Here is a 24,959-nt window from a genome sequence, read left to right as displayed (position 1 = left end):
CTAATACCTTACCGGATGGGATTTCCACCCATTAAATGCTTCACCCTTAGCTGGACGCACTGACATGCTCCCACCACTTAAATCTCTGATTTTGAAGTGGGGGCTTCTTGCTCAATGGCTCTACAGAGCCAAGTATCTACAAGCTATCCTCGCGTGCCCCGCGATTTTTATTAGTCCGGTTACGGACTTCTTATTGTGCTGTCATGCACATTCTGCAAAGATTCTTTTTCCCTCATTCATGATATTAACTGCTGCATTTGCATCGCGGTCCATTCTGTTACCGCATTCACAGTAATAAATCCTATCAGATAAAGACAATTCTTCTTTTTTATTTCCGCATACACTGCAAATCTTACTGGATGCAAAATAACGGTCTACTTTGATCAGATATTTTCCGCGTTCCTCCAGTTTATATTCCAGCATAGACAGAAACAGGCCATATCCATTATCATGTACACCTTTTCCAAGATGAAGTCCTCCTGCCATCCCTTTCAGATTCAGATCTTCCACGCATACTGCATCGAAGCTCTCAGCAAGACTGGCAAAGTATTTTCCGGATGGCTCCCTGCTGACTGTCACAAATTTCAGTTTCCATTTTTCTGATATCGGACGATGAAGCTTCATTCTGACAGCCGTCATCTTAGGCAGTTTCAAATATTTTCCTTCCAGTTTGCAATCAAGAAATTCGATCTGAAAACTCCTGGTAGAGAAGATGACGACGATCTTGAAGCAGAGAAAAAAGTTGAATTAGGAAGCAACGATTACACAGCAATCGCAGCAAAAATCCTCGAAGGCTGTGGCGGAAAAGAAAACATCACAAGCATTGACAACTGCATCACAAGATTAAGACTTGAAGTAAAAGATATTACTGCAGTCAGTGATAAAGTAATCAAATCTGCTGGTGTTGCTGGTGTTATCAAACCTGGCAAAACTTCCGTACAGGTAATCATTGGACCAAAAGTTCAGTTTGTAGCTGACGAATTTTCCAAACTTTGTGAATAATTAGAATTTAAAAATACCGGACTGTCCTGATGGATAGCCCGGTATTTTTTCCTTGGGAGGTAAGATGATGGAGCATACAAATAATTCCTGTTGTGGTGGTCCATATTATCCGGTATAATAGAGTATCACGCGTTTTGCAGAATATAAGGCTGTATCTTTCCATTCTGCTTTTCTGCAATTCAGAGATATGGTATCTCCGTCTGTCAGAACATTCCTGAGTGATTCCATTCCTTTGTCTGATGTGAGAAGTGCTGTAATTTCTTTTTTGTCTTCTGTGATCCTGACACTGTAATCTACCAGTTCCGGAATCTGAAACAACACATCATCCATCTCTCTGATCGTTCCGGGCTGACTGATCCGCTTCACAAAATCCAGGCGCTTTACTTCACTTCCACAGATACATCTTCCCGGAATAATACGTGTACAGTCTCCGGTCCGGTACCGGATCAGAGGCTGTGCCTCCATTCCAATGGTTGTGATCACCAGTTCTCCCCATTCTCCATCAGGAAGTACGTTTCCCTTTTCATCTATGATTTCCATAATACAATGATTTTCCCGCATATGCATGCCATCATGAGCAGCACAGCAGATGGCTCCGCCAAGCCCCATCTCTCTGGAACCATAATGCGGCCAGAGCTGTGTCTCCAGAATTTTTTCTATCGCATTCATCACTGTTTCCGGACAGGCATCGCCAGATACCAGAGCTCTTTTTATACTGCCTTTTCCACACATTCTGAGCATGGAAAGCAGTGCCACCGGCATACCGACATAAGTATCCGGCTGCTCTTTTTCCAGAATTGTTTTTAGTTCGCCGTAAGTTCTGCCAGTTCCGGTCAGGAGAGGTTTTGCGCCTATACGCCTGATGGCCTCCGCGATCAGTTCTCCAAGACCGAAGGGACCGGAAAACGGCATGGCAACCATAGTCGTACTTCCAGGATAAATAAACTCACCAAGTCCCGCCATAAAAAGCTCTATCGTATGTTCACAGTCTCTTTCTGTGTAAAATACACGTTTACCGGCACCGGTTGTTCCACTCGTCTGTTCTGAGATTACTCTCTGGACTTCTCCCTGTGAACACAGAAGCATCCTTCCACTGTTTTTCGCCAGCTCCGACTCTGTCGTAAACGGAAATGTTTTCAAAGCATCCAGATTTTCCAGTTTTTCCGGCAGATTCCTGTAAAATCCCTCTCGTTCTTTTTCTCTTTTCAGAACAGCATTCAGTTTAGCAAGCTGTATTTTATTTAGTGCTTCTCTCGTAACTTCTGCAATACCTTCCTGCTTACAGATCATTTCATCAATATTGGTTCGTTTCACTTTCTGTATAAATATGTTCCTTTCGAATTAGTCAGGTTGTAGGCACAAAACGGTACCATACCATATTCCGAATCCACTTCACAGATATAGCAGCGTTTCAGACGGTCAAGTTCCAGATTCCAGGCATCCTGAAAAAGCATTCCTGATACTGCAAAGGTCTCATTATGAACCCGATTCAGAAACTCATCCAGTGCGTCTGTCTGCGTCATCTCACCCTCATCATAAGTTTTTGTACTGTAGCTCCACTGGTTCTCAACATACTGTCTGGAATCATCACTGGTTGTACAACAACATCCTTTTCCGGATTTCTTTTCAAGAAGCTTTAATTTTCTCTCACCTTTTCTCAGATAACTCGCATGAAAAGAACAGTATGGATTCTCAGCTCCGCCTCCGGCAAAATCCTCTGCTTTCATGAGTCCCTCTGTCTGTTCCTCGATCAGCTTCAACATCCTCGGTATCGTGATCGGATTTTGCGGGCGTTCCTGTGAACACCTGCCAAAATAACTGATTGGCTGAAAATGTACCCCTCGTACGAATGGCATATGATCCAGAGCAAACTTCAGGATATCCCCTGCCTGCATATCATTCACTCCGGGGGCAATGACCGGTACCAGAGCAATTCCAAGCTCCGCCTCGGAACAGTTCCGGACAGCTTTCTTCTTCACTTCCATCATATCCTGTCCACGAAGCGTCCGATAAACATCATCACTCACTCCGTCAAACTGAAGAAACACCGTGTTCAGTCCCGCTTTTTTCAGTTTTCTGGCATATTCCTCTTCCTCTGCAAGGCGGATCCCATTAGTATTCAGCTGAAAAAATGTAAAACCTTTTTCTCTTCCCATACGTATGATTTCAGGAAGATCATCTCTCATCGTCGGCTCACCGCCTGAAAGCTGTATATTAAACGGACCTCCATGCTCCATCAGAAAATCAAACTGTTTTTCTATTTCACAGATAGAAGGATCTCCTTTCTCCTGACTTTCACCTGCCGAAGCAAAACAGACCGGACAATGAAGATTGCAGCGCTTTGTAACTTCCAGAACCATACAGCAGCCTTTTCGTTCATGTTCCTCGCAGAGCCCGCAGTTATTCGGACAGGCCTTTTCTTTACTCTTTGGATTTACAGGAGTCTCAGCAGACAGATTTTCTCTTCCCCAGGAGAGGTAATCTGCTACACTTCCCTCCCAGATCAGTGTCCGGAATTTCCCATGAAGATCACATTCCTTTGTCAGATAAATCCCCTCTTCACCTATACATTTTTTAGCCGGAAGTACCTTCATACATACCGGACAGACGCTTTTCGTTTTACCAATTGTAATCAAACTTCAATTATCCCCCGTTCTGTCAGTATTTCCATAACTTTCATGTATGTCTCTGCGATGAGTGCAGGACATCTCTCCATGATCACTCCCCAGTCCAGATGTGTGATATCTTTACAATAAAACACTCCGAATTCTTCTTCCGTCTTTTCACGGAACCACTGATACAGTTCCTGCACAGCCGGTTTCATCTGAACATCTTCTTTCTCCTCCGGTGCCAGGTTGCCAAGGAAATATCCTATCGCACAGGCACCTCCTGTCAGACATCCGCATGTATCTCCACAATAACCGATTCCTCCGCCAAGACCACCCAGAGCTTTTACAAGCTGTGGATTTTCTTCACCTATGGTTTCCAGCGTCATGATCATCATCATCTGCGAACAATGATATCCCATGCTCCCAAGTTCCGCTATTCTTTCATAAAGGTCCATATGCTACTCCTTTCTGCCAATCACTGCCGTATAACTTAGCTTTTTTCCTTTATACTGCTTCTGCAGAAGCTTATACTCCTCGCAGCAGAATGAATCATTCCAGATTGCTTCCAGATAATATTCCCTCCAGAGAGCCGTCTGGTCTTCCTGGTGAAGAATGCAGAATCCTGTACATTTAACAACCTCTACAAGATTTCCCTGATCCAGATCTGACAACACGAGTAATCCGCCTTTTTTCAATACACGCCAACATTCTGAAACAGCTTTTTGCTGATCTCCGCTGACAAAAAATGCACACTGGCTGATGCAAAGATCCATACTCTCTGCTGTGTAGTCAAGGTTCAGAAAATCTCCTTTCTGTACATCCCTGCTCCGTGGTGAAAGATCCACTCCATGTGCATTTATTCCCAGGGATTTCAGGATTCGCACGGTCTCACCTTCACCCGCTCCAAGATCAAGGGCTTCCATTCCTTTCCTGAATTTGACATATTCCAGAAGATGGAGTGTCTGTGCCTCACCACCCGGATGTCTGTTCATTTATTTGTCCTCCAGTGCACGTTCCACTGCCAGAACTTTTCCAAGAGCCAGTTCCTCCGGAACATAGGCAAAACCACACTTTGGACAGACCGGCATCTCAACCGGAAAACCGTTTTCCAGATACATGAATTTTGCTTTTCCTTTTACCAGTGGAACCTTGCATTTGTTGCAGGTCAGCTTTCCTTCCGGATCAATCGTATAATAGTTTCTCTCAACTGCCATTATTGTCCCACCCTTTTCATAATATTCATTCGATGACTGTATGCTCTGCGTACCAGATACCCTTCTTCTGTTTCTATAAAACGCACCCAGAATGTTACATTTCCAAGTCGACTTCTTGCTACCAGTTCTTTTGTTTCTTCATCAAGGACTGCTTCCTGACTTTCTCGGTAATCTGCCAGCACTCTCTCAACGTCACTCTTAAGGATCATACGTTCATCCATCATTCGGATCGCATCTTCTGTATAGGTCACGGTATAATCTTTTTTTTCCATCATCAGTTCCTCATTCCAGATATTTTTCAGAAGTTTTTCTTTCAGCATAAGCCTGTTGTATCGTTTCTCGCTGATATCCGGCATACTGCAGGCATGATCTCCATACAGTAGTTCCAGAATATGTCTGGACTCTCTTCCTTCTCTGACAAATCGATCTCTGCATGCCATGCAATATGTCACATATGGTGCATCTGAACGTTCCAGACATTTTGCTGCCATTTTGGCTGCCATATCCTTATTCGCATATGCCGTCAGGCCGCCATACCCACAACAGGGAGACAGATCTCTGGAATATTCTGTATTTTCAACTGTACATCCCATTTCGGTCAGAAGCTCTCTTATCGTATCCTGTGTATGTACATCTCCTCTGGCACCGCAGGCATCATGTATTGCAACCGGTACTTCCAGTCCCCTGGCCGTCTCGGGAAGTCCGATTTCCTTCAGAATTTCCCAGACTCCTGTGACCACTGCACCAGTACTCTCTTTTAACTGTTTCATACAGCTCGGACAACCTGCTATGATTGCAGGATCGCCAAGCTTTGCAAGCTCCTGTTTCAGCTGCTCATTTACTTTTTCTGTCATTTCATAACGACCTGCCCATTCACTGATTGCACCACAGCACCCCAGAATCAGTGCAACCCCGCCTTCAACTCTTCTGCACAGGTCTTCATATACATCCATGACTACATCCGGCGCAATCGCTCCGGCCTGACATCCTGGAAAAAACACATATCTGCAAATATCAAATCCAGGCTGAGGTTTACATAAAAAAGCTTCTGAATTTGAAAACAACATGTCCATCAACGCAAACTCATGCGGCGCCAATGGCATCTTATCCGTGGATACCATGTTTTCTCTTGCGGATCTGCAAACCTGACTCATATCAAATCCGTTCGGACATGTCACCGTACACTGTCCGCAGAGTGAACAGGAATTCATCGCTTTATTCATTGGATGATCTCCCATAATAATCTGGGTATTATTATAAATTTCACGGGCCAGAAGCCCCGGATGCTTTTTATATTCACTTAAGTAAACACAGCTTTTTATACACTCATCACAATGACACTGTATGCATCTCTTTGCTTCCTCAACAGCCTCTTCTTTCGAATATCCCTCTGCACCACAGGGGATTCTTTCTGACCCTTTGATGCCTTCTATATTCGTATAAAGCCTGGTAGTAACTGCTCCTTCACTGCCTCTGTTGCTGTACGGAGAAAGATTCTGCACGAGAAGATCTACCGTCAGGGCGGCTCTCTTTGCAGAAAAAGCAGCATCCATCACTGATTGTGTTGATCCGCTGACGATCCTGGCCTGTTCTCTCAGCATGATTTCTATATCTGCTTCTTCCTGTGGTGCCAGCTTTTGTGCAATCTCTTCTGATGCACAAACCACATCTGCCAGTTCCATCTTTTCTCTGATAAATACAGGATCAAGACTGCATCCGAATTCAAAAACAAGATCCATGAATTTCAGACGTTTCGCTTCATTCCGACAATCAGATTCCGACAGATGTGCAGCTGCTGCAATATACTCTTCATAATTTTCTTCCTGACAGTAAATAGTTGTAGGATACATTTTCCGCTCCAGTTCCCCTGCCAGAAACAGTGGAAATAATCCTGACCCGAAAATTACTGCCTTTTTCTTTTTTCTTATACGAAAAACACTGCTCCGTTTTCCGGATTCCCCATATCGGACAATTGCGCGCTCTACTTCACGTATGGATACACCGTCGCCAATTTCACAAAGCTTACATTTCTCTTCACAGGGAGCCGTGCATCCGTCGCAGAGAATCATCGGAAATGGAGTGATCTTTTCATAGATTGCCAGAGCCTTCTTAAAATTTCCTTTTGCAGCATAAAACAGCATCTCTTTTGTATCTACTTTGAAGGGACAGGCCGCAACACAGTACGCCGGCTGATCATGGACGCAGAGACTGATCATATGATCCATCTCTTCCTTTGACATTCGATTTACATGATACACATGAGTAGAACCTCTTTCCTGTATATATGTCATAGCCTGCACTCCTTTCGTTGCTGTGAACCGGATCAATACAATTCTTTCGTCTCTAAAGGGGAGACAGTTTACCGTCTCCCCTCATTATATCACATGATAAAATCAGATTTATGATTTATTTCTCAAGTTCCTTCAATGCTGCAAGAACTCTTTCCGGACGGGCAGGAACACGTGTAATACGTGCACCTGTCGCGTTGTAGATTGCATTCAGGATTGCAGGATGCGGAGCATCCAGTGGAGCCTCACCACAGCCGGCAGCGCCATAAGGGCCACTTGGACGATAGGTTTCATTGAAATGAAGTTCAATATCATCCGGCGCATCCTTCGGGTATGGGATACCACAATTTTTCAGAGTGGTATCGTGGTTCAAATCTTCAAAGTCTTCTGTCAGAGCAAGACCCACACCCTGTACAAGGCCACCATAGAAGTTGCCTTCTACAAGAAGTCTGTTCATGATCGTACCTACATCGGCAACACATGTAAATTTCTCAACAGTAACCTTGCCGGTTTCTGTATTAACTGCAACTTCCGGAAGGAAAATCGTGTACATATAAGTTGCAAACGGATCACCCTGTGCCGTATCCTGATCGATCGGATGATCTGCACAGAAGGTTGTTACCCAGTTACCTTCATATTTTGTTTCAAGACCTTCCGCTACCATTTCGTCATAAGTACGGAACGTTCCATCTTCTTTCTTCATTGCTGCAACAAGGTTTTCTGCTGCCAGACGGCATGCATTGCCTGACATAACCTGTGAACGAGAACCACCTGCCGGACCTGCATTCGGACATGTCTTAGTATCATTCATAACAAGTTTGATCTGTTCAGGTCTGATTCCGGCCTGACGAAGTGTTTCATGAGATGATACAAGAACGCCCATATCCGCACCCTGTCCATGATCTTCCCATGCAGCATACATTGTAACAGTTCCATCCGGATTCAGTTCTGCAAAAGCATTGGATGTATCAACACCATCAAGTCCGCAGCCATAAACACCAAGAGATACACCGATACCATATTTTATCTTGCCATCAGAAGCTGCATTCTTCTCGGCAACACGTTTCTTAGCTGCTTCATACAACGGACGTGCAGTCTTGAACAGTGCTTCCTCACAATATACTTCCGGCGGATAACCTGTCGGGATCGTGGTTCCTTCAGATTCCTTGTAACAGTTCATTTCACGCATATCAAACGGATCGATTCCCATCTTTGCTGCCAGAACATCAATTGCGATCTCAGATCCCATATAGGACTGCGGAGAACCGTAAGCACGGAAAGCAGATCCCCATGCATGGTTAGTAAATACTGTTGTAGATTTGTTACGGATAGAATTGATTCCATAACCAGCGCCTGTGAACTGAGAAAGTCTCATGGTAAGCAGATCACCAAATTCTGAATATGGACCATGATCCACATAATTGTTGCCCCAGAGAGCAAGGAGTTTACCATTTTCATCTGCCGCAAGTTTAATATTCATAAATGCAGGAGATCTCTTTCCTGTATAAGTAATGTTCTGGAACTGATTGAATACCAGAGATACAGGACGCTCAAGAATTTTTACAGCTGCACCGATCAGGGCTTCATTTGTCGGAGAGAACTTGTAACCAAAGGTTCCTCCCGCATGGTTCTGAACAATTCTTAAATTCTCCATCGGAACGCCGATACCATCAGCGATCATCGGCATATGGAGATGAATACCGATAGATTTGGAATGCACTGTTATCATACCATCTTCATCAATGTAGCCATAACCACAGTCCGGTTCAAGATGGAGATGTGGCTGACGTGAACAGTAGGATTCGATCTCTACCTGCTGTGAATCCGGAATGCTGTCCCAGTCAAAATCAGGTCCCTTGATACAGTTTGTCTCAAAGAATGCATTTGGAACACCTGGATGGATTTCTGCCGCATCCGGTGCGATCGCATCCATTGCATTCATATATGCAGGAAGTTCTTCAATCTCAACTTTAACTGCATCTGCCGCTGCACGTGCATGTTCTTCTGTATCAGCTGCTACGATTGCAATCGCATCACCAAACTGGAAAATCTTCTCATCGCAGAGTACCGGACGTTCAAATCCATCTGTCTTATTGTGTTTCGGAAGCATTACAAGACCATTAATCTTGTTTGTTCCGCCGGCTGCTTTAATGTCTTTTGCAGTGATAACACGGAAAACCCCCGGCATGCCTTCTGCTTCTGTTGTATCAATGCTGAGGATGTTCGCATGAGAAACTTTTGCCTGTGTAAGTGCCAGACGAAGAGTTCCCTCCGGCATCTTTAAGGCATCATCTGCACCAAAATCCCAGGTACCTGTTACCTTCTGTGCTGCTGATGGACGAATATAATTTGTACCAACAATAGAATCACCGGTCTGTTTAAAAACAAGATCCTCTTTTGTCATCTCGCCACGCATAACTTTTGCTGCTGCCATAGTTGCATCGATGAGCGGCTTGTAACCGGTACAGCGACAAAGGTTACGCTGTTTGTTAAACCATTCTCTTACTTCTTCTCGAGTCGGGCTTGGATTATTGTCAAGAAGAACCTTCGCTGAGATAATGAAACCTGGAGAACAGAAACCACACTGTGCACATCCGTATGCCATCCAGGCAACCTGGATCGGATGCATATCAGAAATTGTTCCCACACCTTCAATGGTTGTAATCTCTGCATTATCCGGAACACGACTCATCTTATAGATACAGGATCTTGTAACTTTTCCGTTCATAATTACGTTACAAGCTCCACAATGGCCCTCACCGCAGCCAATCTTACATCCCGTAAGAAGAAGATGATTACGGAGAACCTGTGCCAGTGTTTCATCCTTATCAAGAATAAGGATTCTCTCAACACCATTGATCTTCAATGTCTTTTTGATCATCTTGCATCCCTCCTGTTAAAAAAATGTCCCTATTATGTTACTGATCTTCCGGCTTATGTGTTCCGCATGGATCATGATCCGCACCCTTGCCCGTCAGATCTTTGAGTCTTTCCATTCCTCTGGCAGAATAGAAAACAATGGAAGAACTGCTTCCATCCAGATTCTCACCGCTGAGTTTTAATACATTTGCATTTTCGTAATAATCCATCGGAAGTGTCCGGCTGTATTCAACTCCCGTACGCTCATCTTTTACCTGTATGGTAACTTCTTTTGCGGTAATTTCAAAAATCTTATCCATGAAAAAGTTCTCCTGTCCACATCATTATGTATATATTCATTCTATCATGCTTTTTTACAATATTGCAAATTACAATTAAATAAAATTTGGCTATTTTCACACAATTTTCTTTTTTTTATGATATAATAATACCAATTTTATACAATGCCTTTAAGGAGGTGACTATCATGCAGACAGGTGCCTTGATTGTTGCTGCCGGAAAATCATCACGAATGGGAGACTTTAAACCCATGCTTCAGCTTGGATCCATTTCCATTGCCCAGCGAGTGATCAATAATTTCCGGCAGGCCGGGATTTCTAAAGTAGTTGTGGTAACAGGATATAAGGCAGATGTGCTGGAGCGCCATCTTGCCTCCAATAATGTAATCTTTCTTCGAAACGAAGACTATGCAACAACTCATATGTTTGATTCTGTCCGGATCGGACTGGAGTATCTGAAAGACAAGGTTGATACAGTGCTCTTTACCCCTGTGGACGTTCCACTGTTTACAGCCCGGACTGTCACTCAAATGCTCTCCGCAGACCATCCTCTTGTAACTCCGGTCTGTGAGGGTAAACCCGGTCACCCGATCCTGCTCCGTTCCTCACTTATTGATTCCATCCTGAAAGATGACGGCAGTTCAGGTCTTGAAGGTGCTGTAGAGCACTGCGGCACACCCATGTATTTTCTGAATGTGGAGGATCCCGGAATCATTCACGATGCCGACACACCAGAGGATTATGCCGAGCTTCTCCATGCACACAACCAGAGTCTGATCCGTTCAGAAATCCACATTCAGCTGGCTCGCGAAAAAGTATTCTTTGATGAACAGCTTTATTCGCTTCTGACGCTGATCCATGAAACAGGCTCTGTCCGCGATGCCTGTGAGCATATGCACATTTCCTATTCCACCAGCTGGAATCTGATCCGTACATTGGAATCGCAACTTCACGAACCATTGATCAGCAGAAGCCAGGGCGGTGTAAACGGAAGTCACAGTGAACTGACACCATACGGTGAAGAGTTTCTGAAACGATATGCGCGTTTTTCAGAAGAAACACGAAACTGTTCAGAAAAAATATTTGAAAATTGTTTCAGAGGATTTTTTAATGCGTGATCTTTATCTGATACGACACGGAAAGCCACAATATCCGGATGAACATTCTTATTGTATCGGACAGACTGACCTGCCTTTATCCATGCTTGGACACTTACAGGCAGTCCTTTTGCACGAGGAACTGTCCGATAAGATCTCTGCAATATACTGCAGTCCTTTATCAAGGGCTGTCGATACAGCCAGTCATATAGCACCTGCCCTTCCACATCTGACTGTTTCCGAACTGTCAGAACGAAATCTTGGATCGTGGGACGGCCTTTCTTTTGATAAAATACGTCAAAAATGGCCGGCGATTTATGAGGCACGTGGCAAAAATCCGGAATGTCCGATTCCAGGAGCAGAGACTCCTCTGGAATCCGGTACACGCTTTTCACAGGCGATTTCCAGGATTCTTCATTCTTCGGACAGTAATATTGCGGTTGTCGCTCATACGGATGTGATCTCTTTTTATTTATGGATGCTTTATCCGGAAATATCTGACATACAGAAGTTCCGGCTTCCATGCGGCTCTTATTATCATCTAAGAGTAGATGTAGAGGGAAATGCTGCCTTATCTGATTCACATTACATATTGCCGCATCCTGTTTTGAATGATGAATTATGTCGGATGCTCAGGAATTCTGTTGATCTCCCGCAGCATGTACAGGCTCACAGTGATGCCGTTACGGAACTGGCCTGCCGTTTATGTGATATACTTAAAGTTCATGGATATCTTTTTGATCAGCAGCTCATCCGCTCCGGTGCGCTTCTGCATGATATTGCAAGACTTCAGAAACATCACACAAAAACAGGCGGTGACCTTTTCTTACAATTAGGTTATCCCGAAATCAGCCAGATCATTTCACAGCATCATGGTTTAAAAGAAACAAAACTGGATGAAACGGCTATTGTTTTTCTGGCTGATAAACTGATTGAGGAAACACAGCGTGTATCTATCGAAAAAAGATTTGCTGACAATCTGCATAAATGCAAAAGTCCGGAAGCGATGAAATCACACGAACGCCAGTTAAAGCAGGCTCGCGCGCTGCAGGATATGATACAATCCATCTGTTACATAACACTTTAACATACAAAATTACCGGAGGTTTTTTATATGAGAACATTATTTCAGACAATAAAACAGCAATTTCTGGAGGGAAATGACCTTGTGCTTGCTTCCATCACAGCATCATCAGGATCGACTCCACGAGGTGCCGGATCCCGCATGCTGATCGGAAAAAGCGGTAGAATTGCAGGCACTATCGGCGGCGGCGCTGTCGAGTATCGTGCTGAACTTATGGCTCAGGATATTCTTGAGAAAAAAGAATCCTGCGAACATGAATTCCGACTGAACCGTAAGGATGTTGAGAATATCGGTATGATCTGTGGTGGTGATGTTACCGTCTTTTTCCAGTATCTTGATCATAATGATCCGGTTATTTCAGAGATTACAGAAACTGCCGCAAAATCATACGAGGAACGAAAGGATTTCTGGCTGATCTGTGATCTTAAGACAACCTCCGGCATGAGTCTTTACAGCCCTTCTTATGGCCTGATCGGAAATGCCGCTGTTCCTTCATCCATATTATCGTCCTTGTCTGCACAGCCATGCCGTTATCGCGGTGATGATTATGATTTGTTTTCAGAACAAATAGGCACATCCGGAACTGTCTATGTATTTGGTGGTGGACATGTTTCGCAAAAGCTTGTACCAATATTAGCAAGTGTTGATTTCCGCTGTGTCGTTCTGGACGACCGCCCGGAATTTATTGATCCTGTGCTTTTCCCGGATGCAGTTGAAACGATACTTTGTGATTTTAATCATCTGGACCAGAGTATCTCTGTCACAGATGCAGATTACTGCTGCGTGATGACACGTGGGCATGCTTATGACACAATCGTACAGGCACAGCTTCTTGCCACACCAGCATGTTATATCGGGGTTATCGGAAGCCGTGCAAAAAAAGCTGCTGTTTTCCGCAAGCTTGTGGAAGAGTACGATGTTACTGAACAAGAACTGGAACGGATTGTCTCTCCTGTAGGACTTGAGATTAAAGCAGAAACACCGGCTGAAATAGCAATCTCCATCACAGGACAGATGATCGAGGTTCGTGCCGACAGAAAGGCTGCCGCAAAATGATGACAAAACCTGTATATCGAACTGTAATCTTTGGTGCCGGACAGATTGGACAGATGACTGCAAGACTACTTGGCAGTTCCTGTAAACTTTTGTGCTTTGCCGATAATGATTCCCGGAAGCATGGACAGCATATTGGCCATGTTCCTGTCTGTTCCCCAGATGATGCAGCTGCACTTCTTCCGGATCTGATCATCCTGGGTGTATTAGATGAAGAACGACGTAACTCTATGAGAAAACAGATGGAAAGCTTAGGTTATCACGGACCATTTTGTGATCCATCTGCCCTTCGCATGTTCGATGCACGGATTGCTGTTATGCGTCTCTTATCAGAGCAGATCTATCAGTTAAATATTTCGGGAGATGTTGCCGAACTCGGTGTTTTTCAGGGTGAATTTTCTTCCCTGATCAGTGCTGCCTTTCCAGATCGCAAAATCCATCTTTTTGATACTTTTGAGGGATTTTCAGAAAAAGATGTGGCAATAGAGACCTCCTGTAATCTGTCCCGTGCCAGAACAGGTGATTTCTCTTCTACTGATGTTGACTCTGTTCTTCGCATTATGCCTGATCCTGCACGGACTGTAATCCATAAAGGATGGTTTCCGGATACTTTTGCCGATATTACAGATGCAGATTTCTGTTTCGTATCTCTGGATGCTGATCTCTACGCTCCGACTGCCGCTGCGCTTCCACTGTTTTATGAACGCCTTTCTACAGGCGGAGTTCTTCTGATCCATGATGTGTACAGCACACAGTTCTCCGGCTGCAAAAAAGCTGTTGATGAATTCTGTCAGAAAAACCATCTCTTCGCAGATCCTGTATGTGATCTGCATGGAAGTGCAATACTTCGTAAGATATGACTTTTCTTAATATGCCAAAATCTCCGGTTCACTCTGAACCGGAGATTTTTATCTCATTGTATAGTCTTATTCCACGTCTCTGCCTGACATTTATAAAGTTCCTTTAAGAACATTTTCCAACTGTTCATCAGATAGATCAACATGATAGAAAAGATTAAAAAACTCACGTATTTCTTCATTAACATCACATTTGATGTATTCTGGATAAACCACTGCGGAGAGCCAACGCATACCAATCAGACGATTGGGTCCGGCCGGACGATCCACCCAGCTGAACGGTGCATTTGGAGTTCCATAAACTTTGTTATCCTGTACCGCTTTTAACGAAGCGTAGTCTGGATTGCTCAGAATATCTTCTGCTGCAGAGTTTCCGCTTTTGTCTGCTTTTGGTTCACCATTTACAACGATCACATCTGGATTCCACGCAAGAAGCTGTTCAGCTGAAATCTGAACGCGAGATCCGTCTCCAAGTTCCAGATCTGCAACATTGGTTACATTGACCGCATCAAGGATCTGTGCATGCTGAGATCCTCTAGGTGCAGTTTCCAGAGAATCCTCTCCATTGCCAAAATATACACTGACCTTCTCGTCTTCCGGGATATCCGCAAGTGAAGCAATATCTGTAAATATCTTCTCTGAATACTCAGCAAGCTCTTCTGCATGATCCTCTACGCCAAGAAGTTCACCCATAAATCGAAACGCCTCTGCCGAATTATTGAGTTCGTTATCCACTGCAATAACCGGGATTCCCAGACTTTTCGATAACGCATCACAGTCAGAAACCATTGCATCATTGATTTTGCCACAATTAAGTGCAATTGTAGGATTAGCAGCAATTACAGCTTCATAATTGATCGCATCTCCCATTCCAAAATTCGGAAGATCATGATATTTTTCCAGAATAATTGACTTCTCAACGTCATTTAATTCATAATTCCATCCCAGAAGTTTATCAGGTGCAACCATATACATAAAAATTGCAGCAACCGGGCCTGTCGAAAAAACAGATTCTATATCTTCTGCTGCCGGGACAGTAACCTTTCTTCCAGCCATATCTGTGATCTCACGTGTTTCCCCGGTTTCCTGTGTTTCAGTCTGCTCCTCACTCTGTGTTGTCTCTTCCGAAGCCGCTTTTGTTTCCGAATAACCTGCAAAAAGGCTGACTGTCATCACGAAGCATAACAGCAACGCCAAAAGATGTCTGTGCTTTTTGTTCATAAATTCTCTCCCTTCTTTTCTCCATATTCAGTCAGATTTGACGTTTATTAAATTGACTATACAACTTTTTCGCATTATAATATATATGCGAATAGTTTTCAAAAACAATTCGCTTTTTTCTGAGTATAGCGCCATAAACTCAGTTAGTCAAGTTACACAAGGTGAGTGATCATGAATTTGACAGATAACGCTAAAGAAATAAATACCAGCCAGCGAAAACATCATCGTCTGTTACTGACAGTTATGCTGGTAATTTTATTTATAATTATAATACTTTCCTTTGGAGTCGGATATTATCCGCTTACGCCTTCTCAGGTACTGAAAGCATTTTTATCAAAATTTGGTTATAAGGGAGATATTTTGCCGCAGGCAGCTACCATATTCTGGAATATCCGTCTGCCGCGTATCCTCTCCGCTTTATTTATTGGAGTTTCCCTTTCAGTAGCAGGTTCCACTTATCAGGGAATGTTTCGCAATCCGCTGGTATCTCCGGACATCCTTGGTGTTTCATCCGGTGCCAGTCTTGGTGCTGCTTTTGCTATTTTAAACGGAGCTTCAAACTGGGTGACTCAGCTTTCTGCTTTTGCAGGCGGTGTGATTGCAGTTGCCGCATCCTACCTCATCAGCCGAAAGTCTGCACACTCTCACACACTCAGTCTTGTACTGACAGGAACTATGATCATGTCACTCTGCAATGCGGGCGTAACCATGATCAAATACATTGCAGATCCCAATGACGTTCTTCAACAGATCACCTTCTGGCTCATGGGCAGTCTGACCAAGACTACTATGAATTCTTTTGTATGGAGTGTCATTCCAATGATCATTGGACTAAGTATGATCTTTATTTTTCGCTGGCAGATCAATCTGCTCACTTTAGATGAAGAAGAAGCCAGAAGTCTTGGAATAAATATTCGTAAATATCGTCTGATTTTTATCATTGCTTCAACCCTACTCAGTGCTGCAGCTGTTTGCCTTGGCGGCCTGATCGGATGGGTGGGATTAATGATTCCACATCTGGCACGCGCACTGGTAGGCGTGGATTATAACCGACTGATACCTGCAAGCGCTATGCTTGGCGGCGGATATCTGATACTGGTTGATGACATTGCCCGCTCCATTTTATCCATGGAACTTCCACTTGGTGTTGTTACAAGCATCATGGGTGCTCCATTTTTTATCTATCTTATTATCAAACGAAGGGAGCGTGCATAGTTTATGCTTCTGACAATAGAAAATGTTTTTGGCGGTTACGGAAATGGAGATGTTTTAAAAGGTATCAGCTGCAATGCCGACTATGGTGATGTACTTTGCCTGCTTGGCCCTAATGGCTGCGGAAAAACAACTCTCTTCCGCATGATGCTGGGAACCCTTCCTGTTACTGATGGAAAAATAGCCATTGACGGAAAAAACATTCATGACTTTACAACGAAGGCACTGGCAAATATGATCGCCTATATTCCTCAATACCATTCCCCCGTATTTGCCTATACCGTTCTTGATGTCGTAATTATGGGACGTGCTTCCCATTTTTCGGCTTTTGAAACCCCAAAAGAACCTGACCGTGAGGCTGCTTTCTCTGCATTGGAAAAAGTAAATGCACTGCATCTTGCCAACAAGAAATATACATCTTTAAGTGGCGGACAGCGACAATTGGTTTTAATTGCCCGGGCCATCTGTCAGTCTGCAAAAATCTTTATCATGGATGAGCCGGCAGCAAATCTAGATTATGCAAATCATCAGCTTCTCATGAATGTAATTTCAGGACTTGCCCGTCAGGGATACTGCATTATCATGTCGACGCACAGCCCTGAGCACCCTTTTTCTGTCGGTACTAAGGTTCTCCTCATGAAAACAGGAAAAGTCGTTGGATTCGGCACTCCCAAGGAGGTCATTACATCTGAAACACTACAATCCGTATATGATATTGAAATGGATGTTATAACAGCACATGACCGTTACGGATGTGAACGGACCATCTGTTTACCTGTAAATAATTCATGAAGCAATTTTCAGGGAGGAGCTTAAATGAATTCTGTATTGGATTACTTTATTTCTCTGCAGGAATCTCAGTCTGCAGATATGAATGAGCAGTCGGTAGAAATGTGGAACAGACGTGCAGAATTTTGGGGAAATGCACGCAAAAAGAATCAAAAAGGAAATGAACGTGTTGTCAGTGCAATAAATTATCTCGAACAAAAGGGACTTCTTGACAAAAATTATGATGTGGCAGATATCGGATGCGGACCCGGCCGTTTTGTTGCTGCCTTTGCCAGGCACGTACATAAAGTAGTCGGACTTGATATCTCCGACAAAATGATCTCACACGGAATGGAACATATTCAAAAAGAAGGATTAAGTAATGCCTGTCTTTATGTATGTGACTTTCAAAAATTAGATATCGAAAAAGCAGGTTATAAACATGCCTTTGATCTTGTATTCAGTTCAATGACCCCCGCACTCCATGGTATGAACGGACTGATGAAGTCCATTGAAATGAGCCGGGCATGGTGCTGTAACACCACACATCTTGAAAGACGGAACTTACTCCGGGAACAGATCATGCAGGATGTATTTGGCCGACAACTAACGCCTCAGTGGAATGGTCGATGGTTTTTCTCTCTTTTTAATATATTATTTTTACTTGGCTATGATCCTGAAACAAGCTATGAAAAATCTCACCGCGAAACCTGGGTAACTCCGGACGAACAATACATTGACTTTCTTATGGAACACATGCTTCCATCTGAGGAACACACACTGGAAAATGTACATAAGATCACCGACTGGGTTCACACCCATTTAAATGAAGACGGACAAATCAAAGAAGTCACACATTCCGCTTATGGAAGAATTCTCTGGGATGTTCGAAACAAAACAGTTCGACCTGATTACAGAACTGTCATAAATGATAGCATGGCAAAATAATCGGTATTACTACAAAATAAAAAGGAATTCTGATATGGCTCGACATATATTTTTAACCGGAAAAAAACAGATTGGTAAATCTACGTTGCTTCAAAAAATATTAAAGAATTACCAGGGAACTGCAGACGGATTTCTGACCGTACGGACAAAAGAATATCTGGGAGATCAGTATTCTGTCCATATGTATCATCTGACAGAATCCAGAGATCCAAATGAACAGAATCTTCTGTTTGTGTGCGGAAAAGCCAATGAGCATACTGCAGATACTTTCAATTGTCTTGGTTGCAGGATTCTTTCCATGTGTTCTGACTGTTCCCTGCTCATTATGGATGAGCTTGGTCCACATGAGGCAAAAGCTGCTTTATTCCGTGAGGAAATCTTACATCTTCTTGATGGACAGATTCCTGTTCTTGGCGTCTTACAGGAACCTGCAGAAGCCTGCTGGCCTGAAATAGTAAATCATCCAAATGTCGAGATAATTACACTTTCCGAAAGCAACCGAAATAATTCCTCTTTGTGTGAGCATATTCTGTCGGATTTTTGAGCCTTCAGGATCACTGTTTCATTCAGGCTGTCCAGATTACTGGTCGGTTCATCCAGCAGAATAAGCAGAGCATCATGCGAAAGTGTTCTGACCAAACTGGAGCTGCTTGTGATTGATGATTTCGGTCTTATGGAACTCGATCTTGATAAATACCGGGATCTCTTTGAAGTCCTTGATACCAGGGATGGCAGGAAATCAACTGTAGGTATCTCGCAATTTCCAGCCAGTACATGGTTCGATATGTTTGCCGATAACACCTACGCTGATGCGTGCCTTACATGTATCACCAATAAGCACCATATGTGTCGTCTAGAGATGAACGGTATAAATATGCGTGAAACAGAATGAATATATTCCTGTGTTTTTTGCATTACTCACAAACTCAATCCAATCGATAATCTTTCTTTTATATTCGGATCATGATTTTTGCCATAAATTCACCATCCTTATATGTAAAGCTGCTGGCACCACCATTTCTTTCTGTGATATGGCGTATGGATTGAATTCCTATTCCATTTCCCGAATGTTTTGTAGACTGAAAAACACCATTCTTTTCCAGTATCTTTGCATCGAAATTATTTTCAGCCTGAATCAGAAGAATATGTGTATGATGCAAATACATCTTTATAACAATCTTTCTTCTGGAATCTTCTGTCTTCAGACTTGCCTCTATTGCGTTTTCCAGAAGGTTTGAGAGCACCAGACATATATCCATCTCATCCCCGGCAAAATTCTCTGGAATATCAATCTGTGCCAGAAAAGGAATACCTTCTTGTTTTGCATGATCCGAATAATATCCAAGTATACTGTCTACGGCCTGATTATCACAGAAATGGAAATCAATACCTGGCATTTTACTGTCCGCACGTAAAAGATATTCTTTAACTTTTTCCATATCTCCTGTTTCTGCCAGTGCAGACAACTGAAGACAATGATGCCGAATATCATGGCGCACCTGTCTTGTCTCTTCAATAGCCGCACAAAGATTGTCATATCTGGAGCGCTGCAGAGAAAGGAAATGATTTTCCTGCTAAAGCCTTGCATTTTTATTCAGACTTAATGCCATCATAAGAAATATCGCATAAAAGAGAGTCAGAATTATTAAAAGAACAATACTGACTACTATGTAAATCTGTAAAATCCTCCCTGTATATAAAGTACTCTGATATTTTGGGACCATGAATTGATTTAAGCCGATAAAAATCAACGGCAGGATCCAGAATATATACCACATCTGAGCGAAATTTTCATCTGCTATCAGAATCCGTACCATATGCGTGGCAGGATACCATGCAATCAATACAAAGCTCAGACAGATGAGATTATAAAAAATCCCTGCTTTCACACATAGCCATAATTGTTTTTCTGCGATATCAGGTTCAAAGATCATAATAGCATTTACTGCCCTGGACAGACTTTTTACGCACGCAAAAACTGCACAGACTGCCAGAAAAATGCTACTGGATTTCCAGATCGAAATCTGAAGAGTTTTATGATAGATTAACATAAGAAGTAACAATATGGGAATTAAAATCAATCTGGTAGTAATCTGAAAAATATAACAAACAACACCGCCTGACAGACTGATTCCAAGAAGCAGAGGAAACATCCACAACACAAGTTTAAACGGAGTCTGTCTAAGGCAGGCCTTTACCGACAAATATGCAAGAAGCATACCCGGAATAATCACAGCAATTTCCAATATAGGGCGCATCATTTCAATCATTTTATTTCCCTTTCTGAAACAGAAATTCCATAAAAATCTGTCTGGCATTTTTGAGCAGCTTACGGCTAACAGGGATATTGTTATCATCCTCCATAAGAAACATACTTCCATCAAAATCAATCGCATGTTCCAGATTAATAACAATTCCCCTGTTGCACAAATAAAAACGAGAATCCATTTTCAATGAAACCGTAAATGCTTCAAAAGACTGACGAGTAATCAATTCTTTCCCACTGGTAGTATGAATGTGGATCATATGCGAAAAATGTTCCGCAAAAATAATATTTTTAAAAGGGATCTGTATGTTACTTCCATTCACTTTTACATCAATGTACTTTCCAGAATCTGGAATTCTGGAGAGTATTTCATCAAGCAGTGTTGAAATTTCTTTTTCATTATATGGTTTTACAAGATAATGCAGTGCCCTGACTCTGAATCCTTCCAATGCATGATCTGTGGATGTGGTAGTGAAAATCAGGAAACAATCTGAATCTGACATTCTAAGTTCTCTTGCAATCTCAATTCCATTTGCGCCATTCATATAAATATCCAAAAACACTACGGTAAAAGGGCGTTCTTTTGCTGCCGCCAGAAATTCTTCTCCTGATTCAAACTCAACGAAATCACCAGGAATATTCCTTTTTGAAAGCTGGTTACTAAGCCATCCATACAATACCGCACGCTCTTCTTTTATATCATCGACAATCGCAATTCTCATAGTCGCTCCCCCTTCATGTTTCTGAAACATATAAAGAGTATAGCATAATTTTTTTATCCAATCCATGAAAGTGTTTTTGCAATTCGTGCCATTTTCTGCTGTTTCGTGACAGAATTCTTGAAATTCTTCTTACTTTTCATATAATAAAACAAACGAATATCTCTCACAATAACTTACTTGATTCCACTAAATATGCTTTTAAATATAGGTGAAAGGAGGAGATTTGTGTATCGTATTGCAGTATTAACTGATTTAAAACATGAAGGGGAACATTACGCAAAAGTAATTAATGATTACTGCATAAATCAAAAGCTTTTTCCATTACTTGAAACTTATCAGAATCAGGAAGTTTTTTTTAAAGAGATACAAACACATGTACCAGATATTGTACTTCTTGTACTACCTGGAGTAGATGGACTCAATGCGGCAGAACATCTGCGCTCCTTATTTCCTGGCTGTGGAATTATCTGGTGCAGCAATTTAGATTTTTCACTTCATGCTTTCAGGCTTCGTGTAGAATACTTTTTTCTGGAACCAGTGAGGGACGATGAAATCCAGGAAGGTCTCAGAGCCTGGTTCAGATTGAAAAAAACAATCATTTAAACAATATAATTTCAGGAGGAAAATGAATGAAGAAAAGAACTTTATTCCTTGCAATGACAGCATTAATGATCACTATGACATCTGGAGGCAACCTGACTGCCGTATATGCCGATGAAATACCAACAGAAGCAGCCGAAACTTCTGAAGCAACAGAATTACCAATAAAATCTCTGACAGCCAAAATAGTGGATGAAAATCCTTATATGGCAAAAAGTGATTCCAATATTCACCATGACTGCTACAATACTGACTCTACAGATGAGGTGCTTCCTGTTGATATCTATTCAGAAATCAATGTTTCTTATGAGAAGACAAATCCAAATGCTTCTCCTGCAATCTTTTTTGACACTTACGGACATGCCGTAGTTCCGTTCCTTGGCGGGCTCGCCATTCGCGACATCAATGCTGATGAAACTCAGACACTGGGCTGCTTTTCTCCAAAACAGCATGATGGTGGTGGTTATATGATCCAGAGTTCCTATTCCTTTGTCGATGAGAGCAACCGTCTGGTATGTCCTACCAGCAACAATCATGTTCTTATGCTGAAGGCAACTGATGACGAAGGTAATGTCCTTCCTGAATTTGAAAAGGTACTTGATATTGATATAAAAGCAGCTGCCGAAAAAAAACTTGGAAAAACACTGGATCAGAATCTTCTTTCTGTCGTATTTGATTATGATGGAAATCTGTGGTTTGCAACAGGTGGATTCCGTATTTATCCTGATCGAAAACAGCAAGGGGCAGTTGGTTATATTTCCCGGGCGGCCATTGATTCTATTCTGAACGGTGAAGAAATAAACCTGTCAGATGCCGTATTTGTATACGAATTAACTCCTGGTGAAGGTGCAGAAAACGGAATTTCTGCTTCAAAAGATGGCGCTGTAATCCTTACAAATACAAACTGTTATCTGTTCCAGGCAGATAATGGAATAAATAAAGTATGGCAGACTGCTTATGAAAGTGTCGGTGCCAAAGAGAGCAAAGAAGGAGATTCTACAACCGGTGGCTGTCTTGCATGGGGAAGTGGATGTTCCCCATCTTTGACAAAGAATCTTGTTATGTTTACAGACAACCAGAACCCGGTAAATCTGCTTGCACTGGACATGAAAACCGGTGAAACAATGGCAACCATGCCAGTCATCGATGAACTTCCTGAGGATGTACAGGTATCTGTTGAAAACTCAGCAATCGTATACGATAACGGATCCGGAACAGTAAGTACGATCGTGTGCAACTGGTTTGGTGCAGGAAGTGCCAACCTTGGGAAAGAAGACAGCGACTCATCCATACAGAGCTATGAAAATATTTATGATGTAAACTGGTTAAGACAGGGAAACAGCATGATTGCTCCTGGTGTAGAACGCGTAGATACAATAAAAACAGATGATGGTTATGAAATGAAGAGCATCTGGTGCAGAAGTGATCTCTCTGACACTTCTATGCTGAAGCTTTCTACCGCGACCGGATACATTTACGGTTATGTTCAGGATATGGAAACCAGCATGTGGCAGTATATTATGCTTGATTTTGAGACCGGTAAAACTGTGTTCACGATGAATGTATCAAATAAACCTGGATATAATAACATGGCGATTGGCATGTATGCAGGAAACAGTGGAAATGCCCTCTATTGTCCAACCGGATATCTTGAACTTCTGAGATTACAGGATCGATTTGTATATCTTCCGGAAATGCCTTATCGTAAAGTCAATCTGGACAAGGCTAACCGAAACGTTTTAAGTCAGGATAAGTTTGAGGCTGATGGCGGACAGGGAACTGTAACAGGATGGCTGAATACTGTCACAGTTGAAAATGTTCATCCAAATACTACGGTTGCTCTGCGTATGAAGGGTATATCCGGAGAAACTGGAAGTCTTAAACTTTATTCCTATGAAACAGATGGTTCTTTAAAAGAGGTCCCTGCAGAATTGTGGCATATTCAGACAGAAGCTGGTGAAACACCAGATACTTTATCTGACAATATATTATACGAAGTTCACTTTACCGTACAGGATAATGAAGCGTTTGATCTTTGCGAAGAGGAAAAAGAAATTAAAATCTCAGCTGTACTTGGAAACGCATAAACAAAACTTGTATCGGGAGTATCCCAAATGCTTTGACTGCAAATCCATGGATACTATCTGCTGCCAGTTCCTGATTACCAGATTCTCCAGACACACTGACAGAATCCACGTGATCCTCGTTAACGACACACTTGGATATTGATTTGACAACTACAAGAAGCCGGAAAATCAGTAATGAAAAACTGATTTTCCGGCTTCTTATCATATGTTGTTGACTCCTTAAATTTCAGTGGTTATCAGCACATTCCTATTCCCGCACTTCAAGCCACTGGTCAATGTTCCCAAAATGTACCGCCTGCAGGTTATCTACATCAACCAGTTGCGGAAAGCTGTTTCTGATGATCAGGACACCATTTTCCTTATCCTGTTTTTCTCCACCGCCAGCGATGCCTCCCATGGTCCTATCAAGTGTTAAAACCGTTCCATCTTTATAACGCACCTGGTCAATACTAGTTCTGGCATAAAGATCCATGCCATAGTCCGTACCTGCGTACTCAAATTTGTTTTTTTCATCTTCATACACCTTCATAGCTTCATCATAATCAAGATATAATGACCATAAAAGGGGCGTTACTTCCATTTTTTTCACTGTGATTTCATAACCTCCAAAATCACATTTCCGGTTCACTTCCAGAGTTGTCTGAGGCTTTACTGCACCCAAGGTCCATTTAAAGTCCCATGTTCCATCTGTAATGACTGTCTTATCATAATCTTCTTCCTCCGTAAGATTCTTTAATGTGATTTCTACTGTTTTATTACTCAGATCATAATCA

The 24,959-nt window shown here is 42.4% G+C and carries 23 protein-coding genes and 3 pseudogenes; 13 read left to right on the top strand and 13 right to left on the bottom strand.

What is annotated here, in order from left to right:
* Window positions 1–201: 201 nt before the first annotated feature.
* Complete coding sequence (locus DXC01_RS17870) at window positions 202–624, bottom strand: RNA-guided endonuclease InsQ/TnpB family protein (protein ID WP_243111664.1); 423 nt, start codon at window positions 622–624, stop codon at window positions 202–204.
* Between the two features lie 39 nt (window positions 625–663).
* Here DXC01_RS17870 and DXC01_RS17865 point away from each other — a divergent pair.
* A pseudogene (locus tag DXC01_RS17865) lies at window positions 664–1,002 on the top strand (glucose PTS transporter subunit EIIB); the annotation flags it as partial.
* Between the two features lie 105 nt (window positions 1,003–1,107).
* Here DXC01_RS17865 and DXC01_RS17860 read toward each other — a convergent pair.
* From DXC01_RS17860 to DXC01_RS17825, 8 genes are all read right to left on the bottom strand, one after another.
* Entirely contained in the window at window positions 1,108–2,316 is a 1,209-nt protein-coding gene (locus tag DXC01_RS17860; protein WP_227222703.1) for a DVU_1553 family AMP-dependent CoA ligase, read from the bottom strand.
* Entirely contained in the window at window positions 2,313–3,638 is a 1,326-nt protein-coding gene (gene trsS, locus DXC01_RS17855) for a radical SAM (seleno)protein TrsS (protein ID WP_118699511.1), read from the bottom strand. The genes DXC01_RS17860 and trsS overlap by 4 nt, the downstream gene beginning before the upstream one ends.
* Window positions 3,635–4,066 (bottom strand): DVU_1555 family C-GCAxxG-C-C protein, encoded by a 432-nt coding sequence (locus DXC01_RS17850; protein WP_118699510.1) that lies wholly within the window; start codon window positions 4,064–4,066, stop codon window positions 3,635–3,637. Before DXC01_RS17850 ends, trsS begins: the two co-directional genes overlap by 4 nt.
* 3 nt (window positions 4,067–4,069) lie before the next feature.
* Window positions 4,070–4,603, bottom strand: a complete 534-nt coding sequence (locus DXC01_RS17845; RefSeq protein ID WP_118699509.1) for a class I SAM-dependent methyltransferase — start codon at window positions 4,601–4,603, stop codon at window positions 4,070–4,072.
* Window positions 4,604–4,825, bottom strand: coding sequence for a DVU_1557 family redox protein (locus DXC01_RS17840; protein WP_118699508.1), 222 nt, complete (start codon window positions 4,823–4,825; stop codon window positions 4,604–4,606).
* Window positions 4,825–7,116 carry a pyridine nucleotide-disulfide oxidoreductase/dicluster-binding protein gene (locus DXC01_RS17835; protein WP_118699507.1) on the bottom strand — a complete coding sequence of 764 codons (2,292 nt, stop codon included), beginning with the start codon at window positions 7,114–7,116 and terminating at the stop codon, window positions 4,825–4,827. Before DXC01_RS17835 ends, DXC01_RS17840 begins: the two co-directional genes overlap by 1 nt.
* A 115-nt stretch (window positions 7,117–7,231) precedes the next feature.
* Window positions 7,232–9,994 (bottom strand): molybdopterin-dependent aldehyde oxidoreductase, encoded by a 2,763-nt coding sequence (locus tag DXC01_RS17830; RefSeq protein WP_118699506.1) that lies wholly within the window; start codon window positions 9,992–9,994, stop codon window positions 7,232–7,234.
* A gap of 37 nt (window positions 9,995–10,031) precedes the next feature.
* Window positions 10,032–10,292, bottom strand: a complete 261-nt coding sequence (locus DXC01_RS17825) for a hypothetical protein (RefSeq protein WP_118699505.1) — start codon at window positions 10,290–10,292, stop codon at window positions 10,032–10,034.
* Between the two features lie 167 nt (window positions 10,293–10,459).
* Here DXC01_RS17825 and DXC01_RS17820 point away from each other — a divergent pair, with 167 nt between their 5' ends.
* The 4 genes from DXC01_RS17820 to DXC01_RS17805 are packed head-to-tail and all read left to right on the top strand — an operon-like array spanning window position 10,460 to window position 14,365.
* Window positions 10,460–11,389 (top strand): NTP transferase domain-containing protein, encoded by a 930-nt coding sequence (locus DXC01_RS17820; RefSeq protein ID WP_118699504.1) that lies wholly within the window; start codon window positions 10,460–10,462, stop codon window positions 11,387–11,389.
* Window positions 11,382–12,455, top strand: a complete 1,074-nt coding sequence (locus DXC01_RS17815; RefSeq protein ID WP_118699503.1) for a histidine phosphatase family protein — start codon at window positions 11,382–11,384, stop codon at window positions 12,453–12,455. The genes DXC01_RS17820 and DXC01_RS17815 overlap by 8 nt, the downstream gene beginning before the upstream one ends.
* A gap of 27 nt (window positions 12,456–12,482) precedes the next feature.
* Window positions 12,483–13,508 (top strand): XdhC family protein, encoded by a 1,026-nt coding sequence (locus tag DXC01_RS17810; RefSeq protein WP_118699502.1) that lies wholly within the window; start codon window positions 12,483–12,485, stop codon window positions 13,506–13,508.
* Entirely contained in the window at window positions 13,505–14,365 is an 861-nt protein-coding gene (locus DXC01_RS17805) for a TylF/MycF/NovP-related O-methyltransferase (RefSeq protein WP_118699501.1), read from the top strand. Before DXC01_RS17810 ends, DXC01_RS17805 begins: the two co-directional genes overlap by 4 nt.
* Window positions 14,366–14,455: 90 nt before the next feature.
* Here the strand turns inward: DXC01_RS17805 and DXC01_RS17800 are convergent, their stop codons facing one another.
* Complete coding sequence (locus DXC01_RS17800) at window positions 14,456–15,583, bottom strand: ABC transporter substrate-binding protein (RefSeq protein ID WP_118699500.1); 1,128 nt, start codon at window positions 15,581–15,583, stop codon at window positions 14,456–14,458.
* Between the two features lie 171 nt (window positions 15,584–15,754).
* On the opposite strand from DXC01_RS17800, the gene DXC01_RS17795 reads away from it, so the two are divergent.
* From DXC01_RS17795 to DXC01_RS21370, 5 genes and pseudogenes are all read left to right on the top strand, one after another.
* Window positions 15,755–16,798: a FecCD family ABC transporter permease gene (locus tag DXC01_RS17795; protein ID WP_118699499.1), complete on the top strand. Its 1,044-nt coding sequence runs from the start codon at window positions 15,755–15,757 to the stop codon at window positions 16,796–16,798.
* Window positions 16,799–16,801: 3 nt separating this feature from the next.
* Window positions 16,802–17,587 carry an ABC transporter ATP-binding protein gene (locus DXC01_RS17790; RefSeq protein ID WP_118699498.1) on the top strand — a complete coding sequence of 262 codons (786 nt, stop codon included), beginning with the start codon at window positions 16,802–16,804 and terminating at the stop codon, window positions 17,585–17,587.
* 24 nt (window positions 17,588–17,611) lie between these two features.
* The gene (locus DXC01_RS17785) at window positions 17,612–18,511 is read left to right on the top strand and encodes a class I SAM-dependent methyltransferase (protein ID WP_118699497.1); all 900 of its coding nucleotides are present in this window, start codon (window positions 17,612–17,614) and stop codon (window positions 18,509–18,511) included.
* A 34-nt stretch (window positions 18,512–18,545) separates the two neighbouring features.
* Window positions 18,546–19,055 (top strand): nucleoside-triphosphatase, encoded by a 510-nt coding sequence (locus tag DXC01_RS17780; protein ID WP_227190589.1) that lies wholly within the window; start codon window positions 18,546–18,548, stop codon window positions 19,053–19,055.
* A gap of 87 nt (window positions 19,056–19,142) precedes the next feature.
* Window positions 19,143–19,403 (top strand): annotated as a pseudogene (locus tag DXC01_RS21370) (ATP-binding protein); the annotation flags it as partial.
* A gap of 58 nt (window positions 19,404–19,461) precedes the next feature.
* Here DXC01_RS21370 and DXC01_RS20785 read toward each other — a convergent pair.
* Entirely contained in the window at window positions 19,462–19,950 is a 489-nt protein-coding gene (locus DXC01_RS20785) for an ATP-binding protein (protein ID WP_243111663.1), read from the bottom strand.
* Window positions 19,951–20,782: 832 nt separating this feature from the next.
* Entirely contained in the window at window positions 20,783–21,499 is a 717-nt protein-coding gene (locus tag DXC01_RS17760; protein WP_118699494.1) for a LytR/AlgR family response regulator transcription factor, read from the bottom strand.
* 225 nt (window positions 21,500–21,724) lie between these two features.
* On the opposite strand from DXC01_RS17760, the gene DXC01_RS17755 reads away from it, so the two are divergent.
* The 3 genes and pseudogenes from DXC01_RS17755 to DXC01_RS21365 all read left to right on the top strand — a co-directional run.
* On the top strand, window positions 21,725–22,102 hold the full coding sequence (locus tag DXC01_RS17755; RefSeq protein ID WP_181992149.1) for a response regulator: 378 nt from the start codon (window positions 21,725–21,727) through the stop codon (window positions 22,100–22,102).
* A 26-nt stretch (window positions 22,103–22,128) separates the two neighbouring features.
* Window positions 22,129–24,186 (top strand): hypothetical protein, encoded by a 2,058-nt coding sequence (locus tag DXC01_RS17750; protein WP_118699493.1) that lies wholly within the window; start codon window positions 22,129–22,131, stop codon window positions 24,184–24,186.
* A gap of 25 nt (window positions 24,187–24,211) precedes the next feature.
* A pseudogene (locus tag DXC01_RS21365) lies at window positions 24,212–24,328 on the top strand (lactate utilization protein); the annotation flags it as partial.
* 105 nt (window positions 24,329–24,433) lie between these two features.
* Here the strand turns inward: DXC01_RS21365 and DXC01_RS20205 are convergent.
* Window positions 24,434–24,959 (bottom strand): hypothetical protein (locus tag DXC01_RS20205; protein WP_158583650.1); only part of this gene is annotated, 526 nt, incomplete at its 5' end.

The sequence above is a fragment of the Blautia sp. OM07-19 genome, assembly GCF_003481595.1.
Classification (GTDB): domain Bacteria; phylum Bacillota; class Clostridia; order Lachnospirales; family Lachnospiraceae; genus Blautia_A; species Blautia_A intestinihominis.
This window is presented reverse-complemented; position numbering and strand designations above follow the sequence as displayed.